The sequence below is a fragment of the Serinicoccus marinus DSM 15273 genome, from assembly GCF_008386315.1.
GTDB classification, from domain to species: Bacteria; Actinomycetota; Actinomycetes; order Actinomycetales; family Dermatophilaceae; genus Ornithinicoccus; species Ornithinicoccus marinus.
In genome coordinates, this window is sequence record NZ_CP043808.1 from 377,770 (window position 1) to 397,589 (window position 19,820).

Below are 19,820 nucleotides of genomic sequence, written 5' to 3' on the forward strand. Positions count from 1 at the left end.
CCACGGCGGCGAGGCCGACGGGCGGATCAGGTGTGTCTGACGCCACGTCTAGGCTTGCCCGGGTGAGTGAGGACGACGGGCAGGGCCAGCCGGAGGTCGCGAGGCCGACGGGGGAGAGCGCGCTGGCGCTGACCCGGCGGGCGCGCAAGATGTCCCGGCTGCTCCACGAGCACTACCCGGACGCCCACTGCGAGCTGGACTTCGAGGATCCCTACCAGCTGCTCGTCGCGACGGTGCTGTCGGCGCAGACCACCGACGTGCGGGTGAACGGCGTGACGCCGACGCTGTTCGCGCGCTACCCCGACGCCCGGGCGCTCGCGGCGGCGGACCGGGCCGACGTCGAGGCGATCATCCAGCCCACCGGCTTCTTCCGCGCCAAGACGGAGTCGCTCCTGAAGCTCGGGGCCGCCCTCGTCGAGCGCTTCGACGGGCAGGTCCCGGGGCGGTTGCCCGACCTCGTGAGCCTGCCCGGGGTCGGCCGCAAGACGGCCAACGTCGTGCTCGGCAACGCCTTCGGGGTGCCGGGCATCACGGTCGACACGCACTTCGGGCGTCTGGTCCGCCGGTTCGGCTGGACCGCGCAGGAGGACCCGGTCGCCGTCGAGCAGGAGGTCGGCGAGCTCTTCCCGCGTCGGGAGTGGGCCCAGCTCTCGCACGTGCTGATCTTCCACGGGCGCCGGCTGTGCCACGCGCGCAAGCCCGCCTGCGGGGTATGCCCGGTCGCGCGCCAGTGCCCGAGCCACGGCGCGGGACCGACCGACGAGGTCGCCGCGGCGAAGCTGGTGCGGACCGGTCCGCGCGCGTGAGCGGCGAGGTCACGCAGGCCCGCCCCCCGACCTGGCTCACGGACCTGGCGGGGAGGGTGCCGACGATCCCCGGCGAGCGCTTCAGCCGGTTCCTGCCCCCACCGGAGGGTGGCCGTCGGCAGTCGGCCGTGCTGGTGCTCTTCGGCCCAGGCGTCCACGACCCCACCGACCCCGAGGCGACGACCGTCGTCATCACCGAGCGGGCTCATACCATGCGTGCGCACGCGGGCCAGCCGGCCTTCCCCGGAGGTGGCACCGAGCCGGGCGACGGTGACGCCGCGGCGACGGCCCTCCGGGAGGCGCACGAGGAGGTGGGCCTGGATCCCGCCACCGTGCAGGTCCTGGGCGAGCTGCCCACCCTGCACATCCCGGTGTCCAGCTATGACGTCACCCCCGTGCTCGCATGGTGGCGTCGTGCCGAACCGCACGCCCTGTGGGCCAAGGACCCTCGGGAGGTGGCGCGGGTGCTGCAGCCGGAGGTCGCCACGCTGACCGACCCGCAACAGCGGTTCTGGGTGCGTCACCCCTCGGGCTTCCTCGGCCCGGCCTGGGAGGTCGACGGCCTCCTCGTATGGGGGTTCACGGCCGGTGTGCTGGACCGGGTGCTGGACCTCGCGGGGCTCGGCGTGCCGTGGCCGGACGCGCCGACCCGAGATCTCGCGCTCTGAGCGCTGCGGCCCGGCCGCTCGTCGGTGGCCGGTGCCAGGCTCAGCCCTGAGAGGTCTCGATCGCGGTGCCGCGCAGTCCCTGGGCGGCGGCCTTGACCGTCTCCACGGTCTCCTTGCCCTCGCGGATCGCCCGGTCCGGCTTGCCGTGGACCTTGCCCACCTGGCCCTTGCCGATGAGCGCGAGGATGCCCGCGACGAGGAAGAGGACGCCGGCCATGATGAGCAGGCCGGCCCACCAGGGCAACCAGATCGCGATGACACCCGCGAGGCCGAGGAACAGCAGCCCGAGGCCGTAGAGACCGAGCACGCCGGCACCCGCGAACATCCCCGCGCCCTTGCCCGCGTGGGCGACGTCCTGCTTGATCTCGGCCTTGGCCAGCTCGACCTCGCCCCGCACGATCTGCGAGACGTCCAGCGAGACGTCCGACACGAGTTCGCCGAGGGAACGCTTGCCGGTGCTGCCGGTCAGCGTCGTGGTGTCTGTTTCCGCAGGAGTTGCCATGCCCAGGATGCTATCCCGAGCCGGTCTGGGTCGCATCACGCACGGACGCCTGCTGGACGATGGCCCCCGGACAAGCACGGGGCCCGCTCGGCACCCCCTGTTCAGTGCCGAGCGAGCGCCCGTGTCGACGAACCGGTCCCGTGACAGCCGGTGGAGCCACGCCCTCCGTGGAAGGGGCTCCTTGAGTCGATACGTCCAGTCTGCCAGGCGGATCAGGGTGGTCAGCGCCACTTTCGGCAAAGTTTTGTTAAAGACTTCTCCAGGTCGGCGCCTCCCCGTGCACAGGGGGCGGCTCGTGCCCGGCCGTAGGGTGAGCGGGTGAGCATCACGGCAGAGAGCGCGGTGGCGGAGCTGGTCCGGATGCCGGACGTCGCCGAGTCGGTGGACGCCGCGCGGGAGGCCTGCACGCGGCTGCGGTGGCACGAGGGGCTGCGGCGCCGGTCGCCCGAGGCAGCCGCCGAATCACGGGTCCGCGGGGCCACGGCGACCGCACTGCTGGAGGGCGCGGAGCCGGCAGGGTCGGAGCGCAGCGTGGACGTGGTGCGGGACCTGCTGCGCGGGGCGCTGGGACGGAGCGCGCGCGAGGCGGACCCGGTCTGGCGGACCGTCCTGGCCGCGGCGCGGGTGACGGCGCGCACGGAGGGTGTGACCGTGGCCCACCTGCGTGCCCCGGCGCAGCTCGTCGCCGCGCTCCACACCGCTGCGGGCGCCGGGCTCGCGCCCGAGCACCAGCTCGGCCGTCCGCGGCGTCCGGAGGAGGCGGTCGCGGGGCAGGAGGTCCTCGGCCCGGCACCGCCGGCGCAGGAGGCTCTCGCCCGCCTCGGCGCGATGCACGGTCTGCTCGGGTCGGCGGTGGCGGGTCGTGCCCCGGCGTTGGTCGTCGCGGCGATCGCCCATGCCGAGATCGCGGTGGCTCGCCCGTTCGTCTCCGGCAACGGTCTGGTGGCTCGCGCGCTCGAGCGCGTGGTGCTCACCGTGTGCGGCGTGGACCCGACGGGGGTGACCGTCCCCGAGGCCGGTCACGCCGGGCGTGCAGGGACCGACTACCGCGGCGCGCTGGCCGCGTACGCCAGTGCCGATCCCACCGGCGTCCGCCTGTGGCTGGTCCACTCCGCGGAGGCCGTCGTGCTGGCCGCGGAGGAGGGGATGCGCATCGCCGACGCGGTCCGGTCGGGGCGCCTGGACGTGCCGTGAGCGGCCTCGGGAAAGCCGGTGGAACCTGGCGTCCGGCCCTCCTGAGTCGCCACCCCCGGGGGTATGCAGGCAGGGTCCCTGGCGGACGGCGTTTGTCCAGCACCGCAGGTGTCGGGTACCGCTTGCAATTGGTCTAGCGGGTGGGGCATACTTGTGAGCACAGCGCTCCTCGCAAGAGTTGTAGCGCGGGTGTTCGGGATCATCCCCCCCTGATCCTGGACACCGACGGCCCCGGCTTCCCCCCCGCCGGGGCCGTCCCCTTTCCCCGGGTCTTTCCCGCTTCCTGACCTCTCCCAGCTGCTGGTGCGCGGGTCGGCGCCAGGAGCCCCGGTCCACACCCTGCTCGGCTCCGGTCGGTCGTCCACAGATGCGGCGCCACCCCTGGTGTGGGTCCCTCCCGCCGCGGCACGGTCGGTGCCATGACCTCACCAGCGATCCTGTCGCCCACACCGGCGAGCCTCCCGCCGGCACCCGAGCAGGAGCTCCGGGCGGCCCTCGGGCCGCTCGCCCCGATGCTCAGCGACCCCGCGGTGACCGACATCCTCGTCAACGGACCGGACAGCGTCTGGTGCGACCGCGGCGAGGGCGTGGACCGGGCCGCGCTCCGCCTGACGGACGAGCGCAGCGTGCGCCGGCTGGCCGTCCGGCTCGCCGCCCTGGCAGGCCAGCGCCTCGACGAGTCCAGCCCGTGGGTCGACGGCCTGCTGCCGGGTGGTCTGCGCCTCCATGCGGTCCTGCCGCCCCTGGTCGAGGGGACGGCCCACATCAGCCTGCGTGTCCCGCGCCGACGGGTCCCGAGCCTGGAGGACCTGCGGGCCTGGGGGATGGTCGACGACGTGGGGTATGTGCTTCTCGAGGCGGTGATCGGCTCGACGGTGTCCTTCGTGGTGGGTGGCGGCACGGGCACGGGCAAGACCACGCTGCTAGGCGCCATGCTCTCGCGCTGCGACCCGGGTCATCGGCTCGTGGTCGTGGAGGACGTCCGTGAGCTGCGCATCGACCATCCGCACGTCGTGCACCTGCAGGGCCGGGCGCGCAACGTCGAGGGCCGCGGCGAGGTCACCATGACCAGCTTGGTGCGGCAGTCGCTGCGGATGCGGCCCGACCGGGTCGTCGTGGGGGAGGTGCGGGGAGCCGAGGTGCGCGAGCTGCTGACCGCGCTCAACACCGGTCACGAGGGTGGTTGCGGCACGGTCCACGCCAACGCGGCCGGCGATGTCGTGTCGCGCTTCGAGGCGCTGGGAGCACTGGCCGAGATGTCCCGCTCGGCGGTCCGGGCCCAGGTGGGCAGCGCGATCGAGGTGGTGATCCACCTGGCCCGCGACGGTTGTGGCAGGAGGACCCTGCGCGAGATCGCTCTCCTCCGGGACCATCCCGAGCGCGGTGTCCAGGCGGTGACGGCTCTGGCTCTGGCCGCCTGCACGCAGGGCTGGCGACCTGGGCCGGCGCTCGACGAGCTGCTGCGCCGGCTCGGTCTGGAGCGAGGTGAACTCCCGTGGTGACCGGCCTGTCCGGGGTCGGCGGAGCAGTCGTCCTGCTGGCGCTGCTGGCAGGAGCCTCGGCGGGCGTCGGCCTGGCGCCTGCTCGTCCGCGAGCGACGCCGGTCCCGGCCGGCGCGGGTGCAGGTCGGGGGCACGGACCCGTCCCTCCCGCGCCCGAGGTGTCCGGCCTGCTCCGCCGGTGGCGCGCGACCCGAGACCGCGCAGACCGGAGAGCGGCGGAGGAGCTCGGCGTGGTCGGCACGATCGCCGCGGCGTTGGAGGCGGGGCTGCCCGTCGCCCGCGCCGTCCGCCTCGCGGTTCCGGACCCCCCGGACGGGTCGACGGATGGCGCCGACTGGCGTCCGCTCGCCCGAGCGGCGGCCGAGGGTCAGGCGTTGGCCCCGGCCTGGGACCGCCTCGGGCGCACGACCTCCAGCCCCACGCTCACGGCGGTGGCACGGAGCTGGGCCGTGGCCAGCAGGAGCGGAGCGCCGATCGCCGACGCCCTGCGGACCAGTGCTCACGTCGCCCGCGAGCGACAGCGGCTGGAGCGTGCGATCAGCGCCGCCAGTGCCGGAGCCCGGGCGACCGCGACCGTGCTGACCTGGCTGCCCCTGGCGGGAGTGGCGCTCTCCGCGGTGCTCGGCGTCGGGCCGGTCGAGCTCTACGGCAGCCCCTCCGCCCTTCTCTGCCTGGGGGCGGGAGCAACGCTCCTCCTGGTCGGGCGGCTTCTCGTGCGGCGCCTCGTCGCGCGCGTCGTCGCGGAGCTGCGATGAACCCGCTCGCCACGATCGCGCCGGGGACCGGTCTGCTCGTCGCGGCCCTCACCGTCGCGGCTGCGCTGGTGCCGCTCGTCCGGGTCTCCACGCCCCGGTCGAGCTGGACCCCGCCGCGGCGGCCGACGCGCCGGGGCACTCACGTCTCCTGCTCCGCGGACGTGGCCGAGGCGCTGGACCTGCTGGCGCTCGCGTTGCAGGGCGGGGTGTCGCTCGGCGCGGCCGCGCGCACCGTGGCCGTCGAGCTGGACGAGCCGCTCCGGGGTGAGCTCGACGCCGTGGGGCAGGACCTGCTCGAGGGCAGGGACGCCTCCCCGAGCTGGGAGTCGGCCGGTGCGCGATGGGAGCCCGCCAGACGCACCGTCGAGGTGGCCTCGCTCGCCGGTGTGCCTCCCGCCCCCGCGCTCCGCCAGACCGCGACGGACCTGCGTCGTGGCTCCGTGGCCCGCGCCGAGGTGGCGCCCGGCTCGGGGTCCGCCTCGTCCTTCCGCTCGGGCTGGCGTTCCTCCCGGCTTTCGTGCTGACCACGGTCGCCCCGCTCGTCCTCGCCCTCGTCCGGGACCTGTCCTGGTGAGGCCCACGCCCCGGCCGCTCGACGGTCGGCACGAGCGTCTCCGTCCGGAGGCGCCACCAACCCACAAGGAGGGGATCATGAAGAACACCACCATCCGCTTGCGCGACGCCGTCAGGGAGCTGCGGCACCGCGGGGAGGCGGGCATGACCACTGCGGAGTATGCCGTGGGCACCATCGCGGCGTGCGCCTTCGCCGCCGTGCTGCTCGCCATCCTCAAGTCCGGTGCCGTCAAGGGGGTGGTCACCTCGGTGATCACCACCGCGCTCTCGGTGTCGCTGTGAGCCGTCGCGGGCGCCGGACCCGGGATCGGGGGATGGTGAGCGCCGAGCTGGCCCTCACCGTCCCCGCGGTCCTGCTGGTGCTCGCGATCTGCCTGACCGCCCTGAGTCTGGGGGTCGATCAGGTGCGGTGCGAGGACGCGGCGCGCGTGGCAGCGCGCGCCGCGTCCCGCGGCGAGGAGACGGCCGTCGTCGAGCAGCTGGCGCGGGCCCGGGCACCGGAGGGTTCGAGCGTCGTCCTCGGCCGGGACGCCGAGGCGGTCACCGTCGAGGTCCACGCGCCGTCCCGGGCGCGGCTGCTACCAGCACTCCCGGCGGCGCACGCCTCTGCGCGCGCGGTGTGGGAGCCAGGAGCGGCGCCGTGAGGCCGGAGGTGGACCGCCGTCGTGACGCGAACCCCGACACGGGCTCGGCGACGGTGCTCGGCATCGGCCTCGTCCTGGGCGTGGTCACCGTCCTGGTGCTCGCCCTCGGGCTGGTGGCCGTCCTCGTGGCCGGCCAGCAGGCGCGCACGGCCGCCGACCTCGGCTCCCTGGCCGCCGTCGGCGAGGTGGTGCAGGGTGTGGATCCGTCAGGGGCCTGCGCGGTGGCCGGGCAGGTCGTCGATCAGCACCGGGCTCGACTGGTGGCCTGCGCGTGGGAGCCGTCCGGCGGTGCCTGGCCCGAGGTCGTGGTCTCGGTGCGCAGGTCGGTGCCCGCCACCCCGTGGACCGTCACCGCGAGGGCGCGCGCCGGGACCGTGCCGTCCCGCCCCACTCCCAGGAGAGCTCGAAGGAGGCCGCCCCCTGCTTGACGCTGAGCAGGTGGGCCGCCAGGTCCGCTCCCAGGCTCACCTCGTGCGGCTCTTCGTCGCCGAACCTCCCGAAGCAGCGCGCGGGCACCCGGCCAGGGTCGAAGACCGCGGTGAGGACCGCGGAGGACGTGCCCTTGGGGACGAACCGTGAGTAGAAGGGGGCCATGGCCCAGCCACGGTCGGTGGTCTCGTCCTCCAGCACATGATGCTGCCCGGGCATGGGCGGCGCACTGAAGAGCATCTCGGCGGCGATGATCGGCGCGGTGGCGTGCCGCCCGACCCGACCGACCCGGCAGCCGGAGGTGTGACGCATGCTGAGGAGACGGGACGAGGAGCCCTCGACGCCGAAGTAGACGGCGATGTAACGGTCCGGGAAGCCGCTGGCCGCCTCGACGACGAGCCGAGTGGTGACGCCGCGCAGGTGACCCTGGGCGTCGAGGGTCGCGGTCTCGTGGATCATGCGGGTCTTCAGCACCCCGGCCGACCGGTGCACCAGGGGCTCCAGGGTCGAGGCCATCTCGCTCGACAGGCTCTGCCCCAGCGAGGCGACCGGGGCCGCCACCCCGGGTGGGACCACCGACCGCGGGGACGGTTCGGCCCGAGCAGCGACAGCAGGCTGCCTGGGGACAGGCCGGCGCATCACGCCGCCGCCCGCTGTTGACCCCACCCGCGCGGGTGAGGCTGGGTGCTGCGTGGTACGGCAGGCAGCAGGTCGATGGTGCGGCGGGGCGACATCGACGTGCGGGGGCTCGACCGCAGGGGGGTCGAGTCCCGGTGCTGGGTACCCCGTGGCCGGCATCGAGGCCGAGGCAGGCCCCCTGCTCGGGTCGACCTGGCTGCTGACAGTCAGGTGGAGCGGGGGGACCGCTGTTCTCCGGGGCCGGTGCCGGTGGTGCGCCCCGCTGCACGATCGCCACCGGGCCGGGGCAGGATCGGCTGCTCACCCGAGGCAGCCGACCCGGACGCAGAGCCGCCGGCGCCCGACCGCGCCGCGCCCGAGTCGCTCCCGGGCCGCATGGCGTCCTGCTGCCGCTCAGAGCGACGGCCGGACTCGGTGGCCTGGCGTCGCAGCTCGCGGACCTCCTTGGCGCGGCGTGCCTTGGCGCGGGTGCCGACGGCGAGCAACCAGAGCCCGCTCGTCGCCGCGGCCAGGGTGATCCCCCCGACGACGAACAGCCAGATCGGGGTGATCTCGACGTTGAGCACGCCGTAGGAGATGGCGACGGGGTCCATGCCCTGGGTGGCGAGCCACATGTAGATCACCACGGCGAGCGCCACGAGCAGGAGGATGACACCGAAGACAACCATGACGGTCCTTTCGTGAGCGGCGGGCGGTCCGCGTCCGGCAGGGCCGGGCGGGTCCCCCTCGGCGCAGAGAGTACCGCAGCCGGCCCGGCTGCTCGGCCGGTCGACCCCGCTCGGCTAACGGGCGGGGACCACCACGGTGCGCTCGCTCAGCAGGTGGTCCAGCACCGCGATCGCGCCCCGCTTGTCCAACGGTTCGTTGCCGTTGCCGCACTTGGGAGACTGCACGCACCCCGGGCAGCCGTCGGTGCAGCCGCAGGATCCGATCAGGTCGCGTGTGGCCGTCAGCCACTCCGCAGCCTCGGTGAAGGCACGCCGGCTGAAGCCCGCGCCCCCCGGGTAACCGTCGTAGACCATGACCGTCGGCAGCCCGGTGTCGGGGTGCAGGGCGGTCGAGACGCCGCCGATGTCCCACCGGTCGCACGTGGCCAGCAGCGGGAGCATGCCGATCGATGCGTGCTCCGCGGCGTGTAGCGCCCCCGGCACGCCCGCTTCACCGACCCCGGCCAGGGCCAGCTCCTCCAGCGGCAGCGTCCACCACACGGCCTGGGTGACCAGGGTGCGTGAGGGCAGGTCGAGCGGATGCGTGCCGATGACCGTGCCGTCGCTCAGCACCCGCTGGAAGGAGGTGACCTGGGTGGTGACCTCGACCCGGCCCGAGGCCAGCGTGGCCGCCCCCCACGGCTGCACGACGGAGGTCTCCCGGATGACGAAGGTGCTCTCGCTGCGTGCCCGGGTGCTCCATCCCGGATCGCCCGCGACCACCAGCGCCACCGATGCGTCGAGGTCGAGCTCGGTGACGACGTGGGGCTCGCCCTGGTGCACATAGACCGCGCCCTCGTGGACGGTGCTCAGCGCACGCGCCTCGTCGACGGTGCCGAGCACCCTGCCGCTGCGGCCGTCGACGATCTGCACGGTCTGCCCGACGCCACGCAGCGCGACGTGGTCGCTGGCCCGGTCCGGGCGGGCCCAGTACCACCCCGTGGGGCGTGCCCGGAGGATCCCACCGACCACCAGCTGCTCGGCCAGGCCTGCCAGACCGGGGCCGAACCACCGCGCGTCCTCGGGGGTGAGCGGCAGCTCGGCCGCGGCCGCAGCGAGGTGCGGCCCCAGGACGTAGGGGTTCTCCGGGTCCAGGACGCAGTTCTCCACCGGCTCGTCGAAGACGAGCTCCGGGTGCTGCAGCAGGTAGCTGTCCAGCGGGTCGTCGGAGGCGACCAGGACGGCCAGGGAGGAGGCGCCGCGGCGACCGGCGCGGCCCACCTGCTGCCAGAAGGAGGCTCGGGTCCCCGGCCAGCCGGCGATGACGACGGCGTCGAGCCCGGCGATGTCGATGCCCAGCTCCAGCGCGCTGGTGGCCGCCAGGCCCATCACGGTGCGGTCGCGCAGCGAGGACTCCAGGGCGCGGCGCTCCTCCGGCAAGTAGCCCCCGCGGTAGCCGGCGACCTGGGGCGCCGCGCTCCCGGAGCACGAGGCCGCCCTCGCCTCCAACGCCTCCCGCGCCCGCGCTGCGACGTGCTCCACCCCGACCCGGGAGCGGGCGAAGGCGACGGTCTGCACGCCCGCTCCCACGAGATCGGCCAGCAGGTCGGCCGTCTCGGTGGCGGTTCCGCGCCGCCGTCCGTCGTCGGTGCGGCCGGGATCCCAGAGCGCGACGACCCGCTCGCGGCGGGGTGAGGCGTCCGCGGTCACCGCGGTGACCTCCTGTCCGACGAGAGCACTCGCGAGCTCGTCCGGCGCGGCCACGGTGGCCGAGGCCAGGATCACCGTCGGCTCCGCGCCGTAGCGCGCCGCGACCCGCAGCAGCCGACGGAGCACCGCCGAGACGTGGGCGCCGAAGACCCCGCGGTAGACGTGGCACTCGTCGACCACGACATACCGCAGCGCCCGCAGGAAGGGCGCCCAGCGCTCGTGCCCCGGGAGCAGCGTGTGGTGCAGGAGGTCGGGGTTGGTGAGGACGTAGTGGGCGTGCTCCCGGATCCACCGGCGCTCCTCGCCCGGGGTGTCGCCGTCGAGCCGGGCGACCCGCACGCCGGGCACGGCGAGCGTGTGGAGCCGTGCCTCCTGGTCCGCGCCGAGGGCCTTGGTCGGGGCGAGGTAGAGCGCCGTCGCGCCGCGACCGGTGACCGCTCCCGTGCCCCCGCTGAGAGCTGTGAGGACCGGAAGCAGGTAGCCCAGCGACTTGCCCGAGGCCGTGCCGGTCGCGACCACCACGTGCCGCCCCGCGTGGGCGAGCTCGGCGACCGTGCCCTGATGCTCCCAGAGCGTGTGGATGCCCTCGCCGTGGAGCGCCGCGGTGACGGTCGGCGCGCACCACGTGGGCCAGGGGACCACCCTGCCCTCGCGCGCCGGCACGGTGCGGACGTGCACCAGCCGGTCGGCCCGGGCACCGCGGGACAGGTGCTCCAGGACGGCCCGCGGGTCGACGTCGGTCTGCTCCAGGTGGTCCATCTCGTGACCCACGCTACGCCGGGCCGCCGACCTACCCGCTGCGCATCGCGGCGGGTGCTAGGAGTTGGGGCCGGTGATCACTACAGTGATCACATCCGACCGATGTCCCGCGGGTCCGTCCGCGCCATCGCCCGCAACGGTGCGGGCCGTCCCAGGAGGCACACATGTCCCCAGTCGCTGCCGCGAGCGAGGTCTCGCTCTCGGGTGCCGACACCTCGATCGTCATCGTGGTGCTGTGCATCGCCCTCGTCGCCCTCGTCATGGGGTTCATGTTCCGCCGGGAGGTGCTGGCGACCTCCCCCGGCTCGGGCTCGATGCAGGAGATCGGCAGCGCCGTCCAGGAGGGCGCGTCGGCCTACCTGGGGCGGCAGTTCCGCACCCTCGCCATCTTCGCGGTCGTCGCCTTCGTGCTCCTCCTGGCGCTGCCCGCGGACGACATGATGATCCGGATCGGCCGGTCCGTCGCCTTCCTCTTCGGCGCCGGCTTCTCGGCCTTCATCGGCTGGCTCGGCATGAACCTCGCGACCGCCGCGAACATGCGGGTCGCCGAGGCGGCGCGCACCACGGGCCGGGACGACGGCATGCGGATCGCCTTCCGCACCGGAGGCACCGTCGGGATGGCCACCGTCGGCCTGGGCCTGCTCGGCGCGGCGGTCGTCGTGCTCGTCTACCAGGGCGACGCCGCCAAGGTGCTCGAGGGCTTCGGCTTCGGCGCGGCCCTGCTCGCGATGTTCATGCGCGTCGGCGGCGGCATCTTCACCAAGGCGGCCGACGTCGGCGCCGACCTCGTCGGCAAGGTCGAGGCCGGCATCCCCGAGGACGACCCCCGCAACGCGGCCACCATCGCCGACAACGTGGGTGACAACGTCGGGGACTGCGCGGGCATGGCGGCCGACCTCTTCGAGTCGTATGCCGTCACCCTCGTGGCGGCGCTCATCCTCGGCACCGCCGCGCTCGGCGCCGAGGGTGGCCTCGTCTTCCCGCTGGTCATCCCGGCCATCGGCGTCATCACCGCGATCATCGGCGTCTTCATCACCAAGGCCCGGGCCGGGGAGAACGGCCTGCAGGCCATCGACCGCAGCTTCTACATCTCCGCGGCCATCGCGGCCGTCGCCTCGGTCGTCGCGGCCTTCGTCTTCCTGCCGGCATCGCTGGACGTCACCGGCGGGTTCGCGCTGCAGGACGGGTCGGCCGGCGGGGAGCAGATCAACGCCGCCGTGGGCGGGGCCGCCTCCGTCGTCATCGGCATCGTGCTGGCCGCCTTCATCCTCTGGCTGACCGGCTACTTCACCGGCACCGAGACCAAGCCCACCAACGACGTGGCGCGCACCTCGCTCACCGGCCCGGCCACCGTCGTGCTCTCCGGCATCGGGGTCGGCCTGGAGTCCGCGGTCTACACCGCGGTCACCATCGCGGCGGCGATCTTCGCGATCTTCACCCTCGGCGGCGGCTCGCTCATCGTCTCGCTCTTCTTCGTGGCGCTCGCCGGGTGCGGGCTGCTCACGACGGTCGGCGTCATCGTGGCGATGGACACCTTCGGCCCCGTCTCCGACAACGCCCAGGGCATCGCCGAGATGTCGGGCGACGTCGATGGCGAGGCGGCCCAGATCCTCACCGAGCTGGACGCGGTCGGCAACACGACCAAGGCGATCACCAAGGGCATCGCGATCGCGACCGCGGTGCTCGCGGCCACGGCGCTCTTCGGCTCCTACCTGGACGCCATCCTGCAGGCGCTGGAGACTGCCGGCGACGCCAGCGGCGAGGTGCTCCAGTCCTTCCTCGTCTTCGACCCGCGCGCGCTGGTGGGCGTCCTCATCGGCGGCGCCGTCGTCTTCCTCTTCTCCGGCCTGGCGATCAACGCCGTCACCCGGGCCGCGGGCGCCATCGTCTTCGAGGTCCGTCGGCAGTTCCGGGAGAAGCCGGGGATCATGGACTACAGCGAGAAGCCCGACTATGCCCGCGTCGTCGACATCTGCACCCGCGACTCGCTGCGTGAGCTGGCCACCCCGGGCCTGCTCGCGGTCTTCGCCCCGATCGCCGTCGGCTTCGGCCTGGGCGTTGGCGCCCTGGCTGGTTACCTGGCCGGCGCGATCGGCACCGGCGTGTTGATGGCCGTCTTCCTCGCCAACGCCGGTGGGGCCTGGGACAACGCCAAGAAGATCGTCGAGGACGGCAAGTACGGCGGCAAGGGCACCCCGGCACACGAGGCCACCGTCATCGGTGACACGGTCGGCGACCCCTTCAAGGACACCGCCGGCCCGGCCATCAACCCCCTGCTCAAGGTGATGAACCTGGTCGCCCTGCTGATCGCCCCGGCGATCATCGGCCTCACCTACGGCGACGGCGCCAACGACCTGGTCCGCTGGGGCATCGCGCTCGTCGCGATGGCCGTGATCGTGGGGGCCGTGATGGTCTCCAAGCGGCGCGACATCGCCATCGGCGAGAGCGAGCCGGCACGGGCGGTGGAGAGCTGAGCCTCCCGCCGCCGGGGAGCGGTGACGGCGCGGCGCTCGCCGACCTGCGGGCCGACCTGGAGGCCGCCGACTACACCGTCGACCGGCTCGCGCAGGTGCTGGGGCCGGTGGCCGTGGCGGCGCTGCACCGGGAGCAGCCGTTGCCCGCGCTGCGGGCCACCGAGGGGTCCGAGGACCCGGTGGCCGTGCTGTGCCGGCTGTTCGCCCTGGGCGCTCGCGTCGCGGCTCGCGAGCTGGACCGCGCCCTGCCCCGGACCGGTGCCTCGGGACTGCTGGCCCTCCGGTTGGTGGCGCGGCACCAGGACGGCTCGGACCTGGTCGCCGCCTGCGACCTGCGTCCCTACGCGACCGAGCAGGAGCGGTGGTGGGTGGTCTCGGACCGCTCCGAGATGGCGACCGGCGGTCCGCTCCCGACCGACCACGTCCTCGGGATCGGCGGTGCCTCGACCACCCTGTCGAGCTGGACCCCACGCCCCCGGGTCGAGCGCGCGCTCGACATCGGCACCGGCAGCGGCGTCCAGGTGCTGCACCTGGCCGGGCACGCGGCATACCTCGTCGCGACCGACCTCTCGGAGCGGGCGCTGTGCTTCGCCCGCTTCACCCTCGACCTCAACGGGGTCGACGCGGACCTGCGCCCCGGCAGCCTGCTGGACCCGGTCGCCGACGAGCAGTTCGACCTCGTCGTGAGCAACCCGCCCTTCGTCGTCACCCCGCGCGACCCGGACGTGCCGGTCTACGAGTACCGCGACGGCGGGCAGGCCGGGGACGCGCTGGTGGCCGGGCTGGTGCGGGACCTGGCCGCACACCTGCGTCCCGGGGGGATCGGACAGCTCCTGGCCAACTGGGAGCTGGGGCCGCAGGAGGCATGGACCGACCACGTCGGGGCGTGGTTCGACGGGACCGGGCTGGACGCGTGGGTGGTGCAGCGCGAGGAGCAGGACGTGGCCGACTACGCCGAGACCTGGATCCGCGACGGTGGGCACCAGCCGGGCACAGCCGACTTCGACGCGATGTATGCCGCGTGGCTCGACGACTTCGCGCACCGGGGCGTGGAGCGGCTGGGTTTCGGGGTGGTCACCGTGCAGCGTCCGCTCACCGGGCGCGAGTCGTGGACCGACCTCATGGACGTGCGCACCCCGGTCGCCAGCCCGATGGGGCCGGCCGTGCTGGCCGGTCTGCGTGCCAGGACGTGGCTGGCCGAGCACGACGACGACGCGCTCCTGGACACCGCCTGGCAGGTGGCGCCGGACGTCACCGAGGAGCGGATCGGCGTGCCCGGTGGCGACGACCCGCAGGTCATCCAGGTGCGTCAGGGCGACGGGCTGCGCCGGACCGTGCGGCTCGACACGCTCGGGGCCGGCCTCGTCGGTGCCTGCGACGGGGAGCTGACCGCCCGACAGCTGTGTGCTGGTCTCGCGGTGCTCACCGAGCAGGAGCCCGGCACGATCCACACCGCGGTGCTGCCGACCCTGCGTGACCTGGTCAGGGACGGCCTGCTGCGCTGAGGGAGATCAGCGCGCCTGGCCGAAGCGGTAGGCCGAGCGGGCGATGAAGAACTGCCGGCCCAGCTCGGAGCTGCGGCAGGTCACCCCGTCCTCGCTGGACTGGCAGGAGGCGCCCTCGACGGCGAGCGTCCGGCCGTACTCCAGCACCGCGGCGTCGGTGTCCTCCACGCCGGTGGTCGGCGCGCCCACCTCGTCGGCCCACCACCCGCCGGCGACGGCACCGGCGGCGGGGGCCAGCGGCTCGGGCGGGCAGGTCCAGACCCCGCCGGCGTCGGTGAGCACCATGGCGTCGGCCGAGGCGATGTCGCAGTCCCCGAGGCTGTCGTCGACGAGGTGCTCGGCGTTGGCGTCGTAGGTCTTGTCCAGCAGCTGACAGGTGGCGCTCGGGCCGTTGAGCACGCAGGCGATGTTGCCGCTGGGCGTCACGAAGGCGGCGCTGTCGCCCTGCACGGTGATCGTCCCGCCGTCCTCGCTGACGCTGCGGTCCCCGGCCGCAGGCTGGATGTCGGCCGGCTCCGTGGGCGGCGGTGCCGGCTCGGCCTCCTCCTCGCTCTCGCCGGAGGCCTCACCCTCGGCGGCGTCGTCGGTCTGGTCCTCAGATCCCGACCCCTGAGCACCCTCCTGCTCGCCCTGGGTGCTCGCCCCGCCGTCGCGCGTGTCCTGCCCGCCGTCCTCGCCGTCGCACCCGGTGAGCAGCACCGCCGCGACCGCCAGCGCCGCAGCGCCGGGGCGCAGCCGCCGTGCACCGTGCATACCTGTCCTCCGCGTCGAGCCGCGAGCCGTCATGAGAAGTCAGCGTAGCCGTTGGCGGTGCATGCGTTACGGTGCTGCCCGAGGTCCCCGTGTCGGGCGTCGCGACGAATCCGCGGCACACGGGGCGAAGGAGCGCACGCGTGGCACCAGGCAGCAAGCTCGTCATCGTCGAGTCGCCGGCGAAGGCGCAGAAGATCGGGGAGTACCTCGGCACGGACTTCCGGGTGGACGCGAGCGTCGGCCACATCCGAGACCTGCCCAATCCCTCCGAGCTCCCCGCCGACATGAAGAAGGGTCCCTACGGCAGGTTCGCCATCGCCGTCGAGGACGGCTTCGACCCCTACTACGTCGTGGACGGCGACAAGAAGAAAAAGGTCACCGAGCTGAGGCGTGCGCTCAAGGACGCCGACGAGCTCTTCCTCGCGACCGACGAGGACCGCGAGGGGGAGGCCATCGCGTGGCACCTGCTCGAGGTGCTCAAGCCCAAGGTGCCGGTGCGGCGGATGGTCTTCCACGAGATCACCAAGGAGGCCATCCAGCGCGCCGTCAACGACACCCGCGAGCTGGACACCGACCTCGTCGACGCCCAGGAGAGCCGGCGCATCCTGGACCGGCTCTACGGCTACGAGGTGTCGCCTGTCCTCTGGCGCAAGGTCAAGCAGGGACTCTCCGCCGGCCGCGTGCAGTCGGTCGCCACCCGGCTCGTCGTCGAGCGTGAGCGGGAGCGGATGGCCTTCAAGGTCGCCTCCTACTGGGACGTCGAGGGGGAGTTCGCCCCGGGCGGCAACAGCGGCCAGGGCTTCGAGGCCAAGCTCACCGGCGTCGACGGCTCCAAGGTCGCCAGCGGCCGCGACTTCGCCGACGACGGCACGCTCAAGACGAAGAACGCCGTGCAGCTCGACGCGGCGTCGGCCGAGGCGATCGCCGCCGGCACCCGCGAGGCCGACGTCGTCGTGCGCGAGGTCTCGGAGAAGCCCTACACCCGCCGTCCGTCCGCGCCGTTCACCACCTCCACGCTGCAGCAGGAGGCCTCGCGCAAGCTGCGGATGAACAGCCAGAGCACGATGCGCACCGCGCAGCGGCTCTACGAGAACGGCTACATCACCTACATGCGCACCGACTCGACCAACCTGTCGAGCCAGGCGGTCAGCGCCGCTCGGAGCCAGGCGCGCGACATGTACGGCGCCGACTTCGTGCCGGAGAGCCCGCGGGTCTACGGCAAGAAGTCCAAGAACGCGCAGGAGGCGCACGAGGCGATCCGGCCCGCCGGTGACTCCTTCCGCACCCCGGCCCAGGTCGCGGGGGAGATCCGCGGCGGGGAGTACGCCCTCTACGAGCTCATCTGGAAGCGCACCGTCGCCTCCCAGATGGCCGACGCCAAGGGGTCGACCGCCAGCGTCAAGCTCACCGCCACCCTGCCGGAGGGCACGAGCGCCGGCGGCACGGCATACTCCAGCGCGGAGTTCTCCGCCTCCGGGACGGTCATCACCTTCCGCGGGTTCCTCGCGGCCTACGAGGAGGGCCGCGACGAGAGCCGCTACGGCGAGGACAGCGCGATGGGTATGCGCCTGCCGAAACTGAGCGAGGGGGTCGCGCTGGAGACGCTGCGCGCCGAGGCGCAGGGGCACCAGACCAGCCCGCCGGCGCGCTACACCGAGGCGACCCTGGTCAAGGCGCTGGAGGAGCGCGGCATCGGCCGCCCGTCCACGTATGCCGCGACCGTCGGCACCATCCAGGACCGCGGCTACGTGCACAGCCGGGGGTCGGCGCTGGTCCCGACCTGGCTCGCCTTCGCCGTGACCCAGCTGCTGGAGCAGCACTTCCCGCGGCTCGTGGACTACGACTTCACGGCCTCGATGGAGACCGACCTGGACCGGATCGCGAACGGCGAGGAGCAGCGCGTCGCCTGGCTCCAGCGCTTCTACTTCGGTGACCAGGCGACCTCCACCGAGGGCCTGCGCGACCTCGTGGCCGACCTCGGCGAGATCGACGCCCGCGCGATCTCGGCCGTCACCACGAGCGACGGCACCGTCGTGCGGGTCGGTCGCTACGGTCCCTACGTCGAGCTGCCCGGCGAGGACGGCGAGACCCCGCGCCGAGCGACCGTGCCCGACGAGATCGCCCCGGACGAGATGACCGCGGCGAAGGCCGAGGAACTGCTCGCGGCTGCCGCCGACGACGGGCGGGTGCTCGGCACCGACCCGGACACCGGGCGGGAGATCGTCGCGAAGAACGGCCGCTACGGTCCCTACGTCACCGAGGTGATCGAGGACGAGGACAGCGGCGACAGCGGCAAGGGCGCGAAGAAGAAGGCCAAGGTCAAGCCGCGCACCGGCTCCCTGTTCCAGGGCATGGACCTCGCGACTATCGAGCTGGACCAGGCGCTGCGGCTGCTGTCGCTGCCCCGCGTGGTCGGCCAGGACGCGGAGGGTGTCGACATCACCGCGCAGAACGGCCGTTACGGCCCCTACCTCAAGAAGGGCACCGACAGCCGCTCGCTGGAGACCGAGGCGCAGATCTTCGACATCACGCTCGAGGAGGCCCTCGCGATCTACGCCCAGCCCAAGCAGCGCGGCCGGGGTGCGGCCAAGCCGCCGCTGGCCGAGTTCGGCGAGGACCCGGTGTCGAAGAAGAAGGTCGTCGTCAAGGACGGGCGGTTCGGCCCCTACGTCACCGACGGGGAGACCAACGCCACGCTGCGCCGCGGCGACGACCCCGAGACGCTCACCGAGGAGCGGGCCTTCGAGCTCATCGCCGAGAAGCGATCCAAGGGGCCGACCACCCGCAAGAAGACCACCCGCAAGGCGCCGGCGAAGAAGAAGGCCCCGGCGAAGAAGTCCTGAGGGTGGGCGCACCCGGCCCCCGGGCTCGTCAGCGGGAGGCCGTCTCCATCTCGCGCGGGGCCAGGCGTGCCTCGAGCAGCGCCTGGTCCAGGTCCGCGATGAGGTCCTCGGGCGCCTCCAGGCCCACGGACAGCCGGAGTATGCCGGCGCCCGGCTTGGCCTCGTCGGCCACCGGGCGGTGGGTCAGGGCGGCCGGGTGCTGGATGAGCGAGTCCACCCCGCCGAGCGAGACCGCGTGCGTGATGAGCCGGCAGGAGCCCGCCACCGCGGCCGCGGCCTCGTAGCTCCCGAGGTCGAACGCCAGCACCGCACCGGGCCCGGCCATCTGGCGGCCGATCAACCGGGTCGGGTCGCCGTCGGAGCCGGGGTAGAAGACCTGCTCGACGCCCGGGTTTCCCCGCAGCCACCGGACGAGGACCTGGGCGCCCTCCTGCTGGGCCCGCACCCGCAGGGGCAGGGTCTGCAGACCGCGGTGGGCGAGATAGGCCGACAGCGGGTGGAGCACGGCGCCGGTCACGGCGCGCACCGGGCGGATGCGCTGCGCCCAGGCCTCGGACGTGACCACGGCCCCCGCCAGCACGTCTCCGTGCCCGGCGAGGAACTTCGTCACCGAGTGCATGACCAGCGTCGCGCCGAGCTCGAGCGGGCGCTGCAGCACCGGTGTCGCGAAGGTGTTGTCGACCAGCACCGGCACGTCGCCGGCGGCGGCGACGACGGCCTGCAGGTCGACGAGGTCGAGGGTGGGGTTGGCCGGGGTCTCCACGACGACCAGCCCGGTGTCCGGCTCGAGCGCGGCAGCCACCCCGTCCGCGTCCGTCCACGTGACGCGGGTGCCGAGCAGGCCCGTGGCCAACAGGTGGTCCGAACCGCCGTAGAGCGGGCGGACCGCGACGACGTGCGGGGTCCCGGCGCCGACGCAGGCGAGCAGGACGGCGCTCAGGGTCGCCATGCCGGAGGCGAAGGCGATGCCGGCCTCGCCCCCCTCGAGCTCGGCCAGCGCGTCCTCGAAGCGCGCCACCCCGGGGCTCCAGAGCCGCTGGTAGACCGCTGACTGCCCCTCGAGCCGCTGGCCCCCGCCGGCCATCTGGTCGTAGGCCTCGCCACCGCTCTCGACGTCCGGCAGGGGGTAGGTGCTGGACAGGTCGATCGGGGGCACGTGCACGCCGAGGGCGGTGAGGTCGGCGCGGCCCGCGTGCACGGCGCGGGTGTCGAGGTCGGGGTGCTGCGGTGTCATGGACCCAGGATGCAGAATCTGCGTGCCCAAATCAAGATCGACGGTGGATCTACGTCAATATTGCTATGAACCGGGGATAACTGCGTGTAGGGAGGAGATCTGCCGCAGGTCTGGCGGACGAGCGCGCCTGCGCCTAGAGTCAGGTCTCGATCGGCGGAGGGGAAGCGGATGACGGTCTCATCC

18 protein-coding genes are annotated in these 19,820 nt (G+C 73.7%); 12 read left to right on the forward strand and 6 right to left on the reverse strand.

Annotated features, from left to right (window positions below; genetic code table 11):
• Positions 1 to 149: 149 nt before the first annotated feature.
• Positions 150 to 806, forward strand: a complete 657-nt coding sequence (gene nth, locus FU792_RS01915; protein WP_084485205.1) for an endonuclease III — start codon at positions 150 to 152, stop codon at positions 804 to 806.
• Entirely contained in the window at positions 803 to 1,474 is a 672-nt protein-coding gene (locus FU792_RS01920) for an NUDIX hydrolase (RefSeq protein WP_022925433.1), read from the forward strand. The genes nth and FU792_RS01920 overlap by 4 nt, the downstream gene beginning before the upstream one ends.
• Positions 1,475 to 1,514: 40 nt before the next feature.
• Here FU792_RS01920 and FU792_RS01925 read toward each other — a convergent pair whose 3' ends face one another.
• Positions 1,515 to 1,976, reverse strand: coding sequence for a phage holin family protein (locus FU792_RS01925; RefSeq protein WP_022925434.1), 462 nt, complete (start codon positions 1,974 to 1,976; stop codon positions 1,515 to 1,517).
• A 318-nt stretch (positions 1,977 to 2,294) separates the two neighbouring features.
• On the opposite strand from FU792_RS01925, the gene FU792_RS01930 reads away from it, so the two are divergent.
• From FU792_RS01930 to FU792_RS01960, 7 genes are all read left to right on the forward strand, one after another.
• Entirely contained in the window at positions 2,295 to 3,170 is an 876-nt protein-coding gene (locus FU792_RS01930; protein ID WP_022925435.1) for a Fic family protein, read from the forward strand.
• A gap of 419 nt (positions 3,171 to 3,589) precedes the next feature.
• The gene (locus FU792_RS01935) at positions 3,590 to 4,672 is read left to right on the forward strand and encodes a TadA family conjugal transfer-associated ATPase (protein WP_149814501.1); all 1,083 of its coding nucleotides are present in this window, start codon (positions 3,590 to 3,592) and stop codon (positions 4,670 to 4,672) included.
• Positions 4,666 to 5,427 (forward strand): type II secretion system F family protein, encoded by a 762-nt coding sequence (locus tag FU792_RS01940; RefSeq protein WP_022925437.1) that lies wholly within the window; start codon positions 4,666 to 4,668, stop codon positions 5,425 to 5,427. The genes FU792_RS01935 and FU792_RS01940 overlap by 7 nt, the downstream gene beginning before the upstream one ends.
• Positions 5,424 to 5,951 (forward strand): type II secretion system F family protein, encoded by a 528-nt coding sequence (locus FU792_RS01945; protein ID WP_149814502.1) that lies wholly within the window; start codon positions 5,424 to 5,426, stop codon positions 5,949 to 5,951. Before FU792_RS01940 ends, FU792_RS01945 begins: the two co-directional genes overlap by 4 nt.
• Positions 5,952 to 6,078: 127 nt before the next feature.
• The gene (locus tag FU792_RS01950; protein ID WP_022925439.1) at positions 6,079 to 6,282 is read left to right on the forward strand and encodes a DUF4244 domain-containing protein; all 204 of its coding nucleotides are present in this window, start codon (positions 6,079 to 6,081) and stop codon (positions 6,280 to 6,282) included.
• Between the two features lie 32 nt (positions 6,283 to 6,314).
• Positions 6,315 to 6,644 carry a TadE family type IV pilus minor pilin gene (locus FU792_RS01955; protein ID WP_052327859.1) on the forward strand — a complete coding sequence of 110 codons (330 nt, stop codon included), beginning with the start codon at positions 6,315 to 6,317 and terminating at the stop codon, positions 6,642 to 6,644.
• On the forward strand, positions 6,641 to 7,072 hold the full coding sequence (locus tag FU792_RS01960; RefSeq protein WP_161600181.1) for an Rv3654c family TadE-like protein: 432 nt from the start codon (positions 6,641 to 6,643) through the stop codon (positions 7,070 to 7,072). Before FU792_RS01955 ends, FU792_RS01960 begins: the two co-directional genes overlap by 4 nt.
• Here the strand turns inward: FU792_RS01960 and FU792_RS01965 are convergent.
• From FU792_RS01965 to FU792_RS01975, 3 genes are all read right to left on the reverse strand, one after another.
• The gene (locus FU792_RS01965) at positions 6,993 to 7,649 is read right to left on the reverse strand and encodes a hypothetical protein (RefSeq protein ID WP_149814503.1); all 657 of its coding nucleotides are present in this window, start codon (positions 7,647 to 7,649) and stop codon (positions 6,993 to 6,995) included. The genes FU792_RS01960 and FU792_RS01965 overlap by 80 nt on opposite strands.
• Before the next feature lie 269 nt (positions 7,650 to 7,918).
• Positions 7,919 to 8,380 carry a hypothetical protein gene (locus tag FU792_RS01970; RefSeq protein WP_022925443.1) on the reverse strand — a complete coding sequence of 154 codons (462 nt, stop codon included), beginning with the start codon at positions 8,378 to 8,380 and terminating at the stop codon, positions 7,919 to 7,921.
• Between the two features lie 114 nt (positions 8,381 to 8,494).
• Positions 8,495 to 10,828 (reverse strand): DEAD/DEAH box helicase, encoded by a 2,334-nt coding sequence (locus tag FU792_RS01975; protein WP_028131094.1) that lies wholly within the window; start codon positions 10,826 to 10,828, stop codon positions 8,495 to 8,497.
• A gap of 164 nt (positions 10,829 to 10,992) precedes the next feature.
• Between FU792_RS01975 and FU792_RS01980 the strand changes: the two genes are divergently transcribed.
• Together FU792_RS01980 and FU792_RS01985 are read left to right on the forward strand one after the other, a co-directional pair.
• Entirely contained in the window at positions 10,993 to 13,302 is a 2,310-nt protein-coding gene (locus FU792_RS01980) for a sodium-translocating pyrophosphatase (protein ID WP_028131095.1), read from the forward strand.
• A 56-nt stretch (positions 13,303 to 13,358) separates the two neighbouring features.
• Positions 13,359 to 14,807 (forward strand): DUF7059 domain-containing protein, encoded by a 1,449-nt coding sequence (locus FU792_RS01985; RefSeq protein WP_420329317.1) that lies wholly within the window; start codon positions 13,359 to 13,361, stop codon positions 14,805 to 14,807.
• A gap of 6 nt (positions 14,808 to 14,813) precedes the next feature.
• Here the strand turns inward: FU792_RS01985 and FU792_RS01990 are convergent, their stop codons facing one another.
• Positions 14,814 to 15,560, reverse strand: a complete 747-nt coding sequence (locus tag FU792_RS01990; RefSeq protein ID WP_022925446.1) for a hypothetical protein — start codon at positions 15,558 to 15,560, stop codon at positions 14,814 to 14,816.
• 140 nt (positions 15,561 to 15,700) lie between these two features.
• Here FU792_RS01990 and topA point away from each other — a divergent pair, with 140 nt between their 5' ends.
• Positions 15,701 to 18,403, forward strand: coding sequence for a type I DNA topoisomerase (topA, locus tag FU792_RS01995; protein ID WP_022925447.1), 2,703 nt, complete (start codon positions 15,701 to 15,703; stop codon positions 18,401 to 18,403).
• Between the two features lie 28 nt (positions 18,404 to 18,431).
• Here topA and FU792_RS02000 read toward each other — a convergent pair whose 3' ends face one another.
• A complete protein-coding gene (locus tag FU792_RS02000) occupies positions 18,432 to 19,637 on the reverse strand; it encodes a trans-sulfuration enzyme family protein (protein WP_022925448.1) in 1,206 nt (401 codons plus the stop codon).
• Between the last annotated feature and the right edge of the window lie 183 nt (positions 19,638 to 19,820).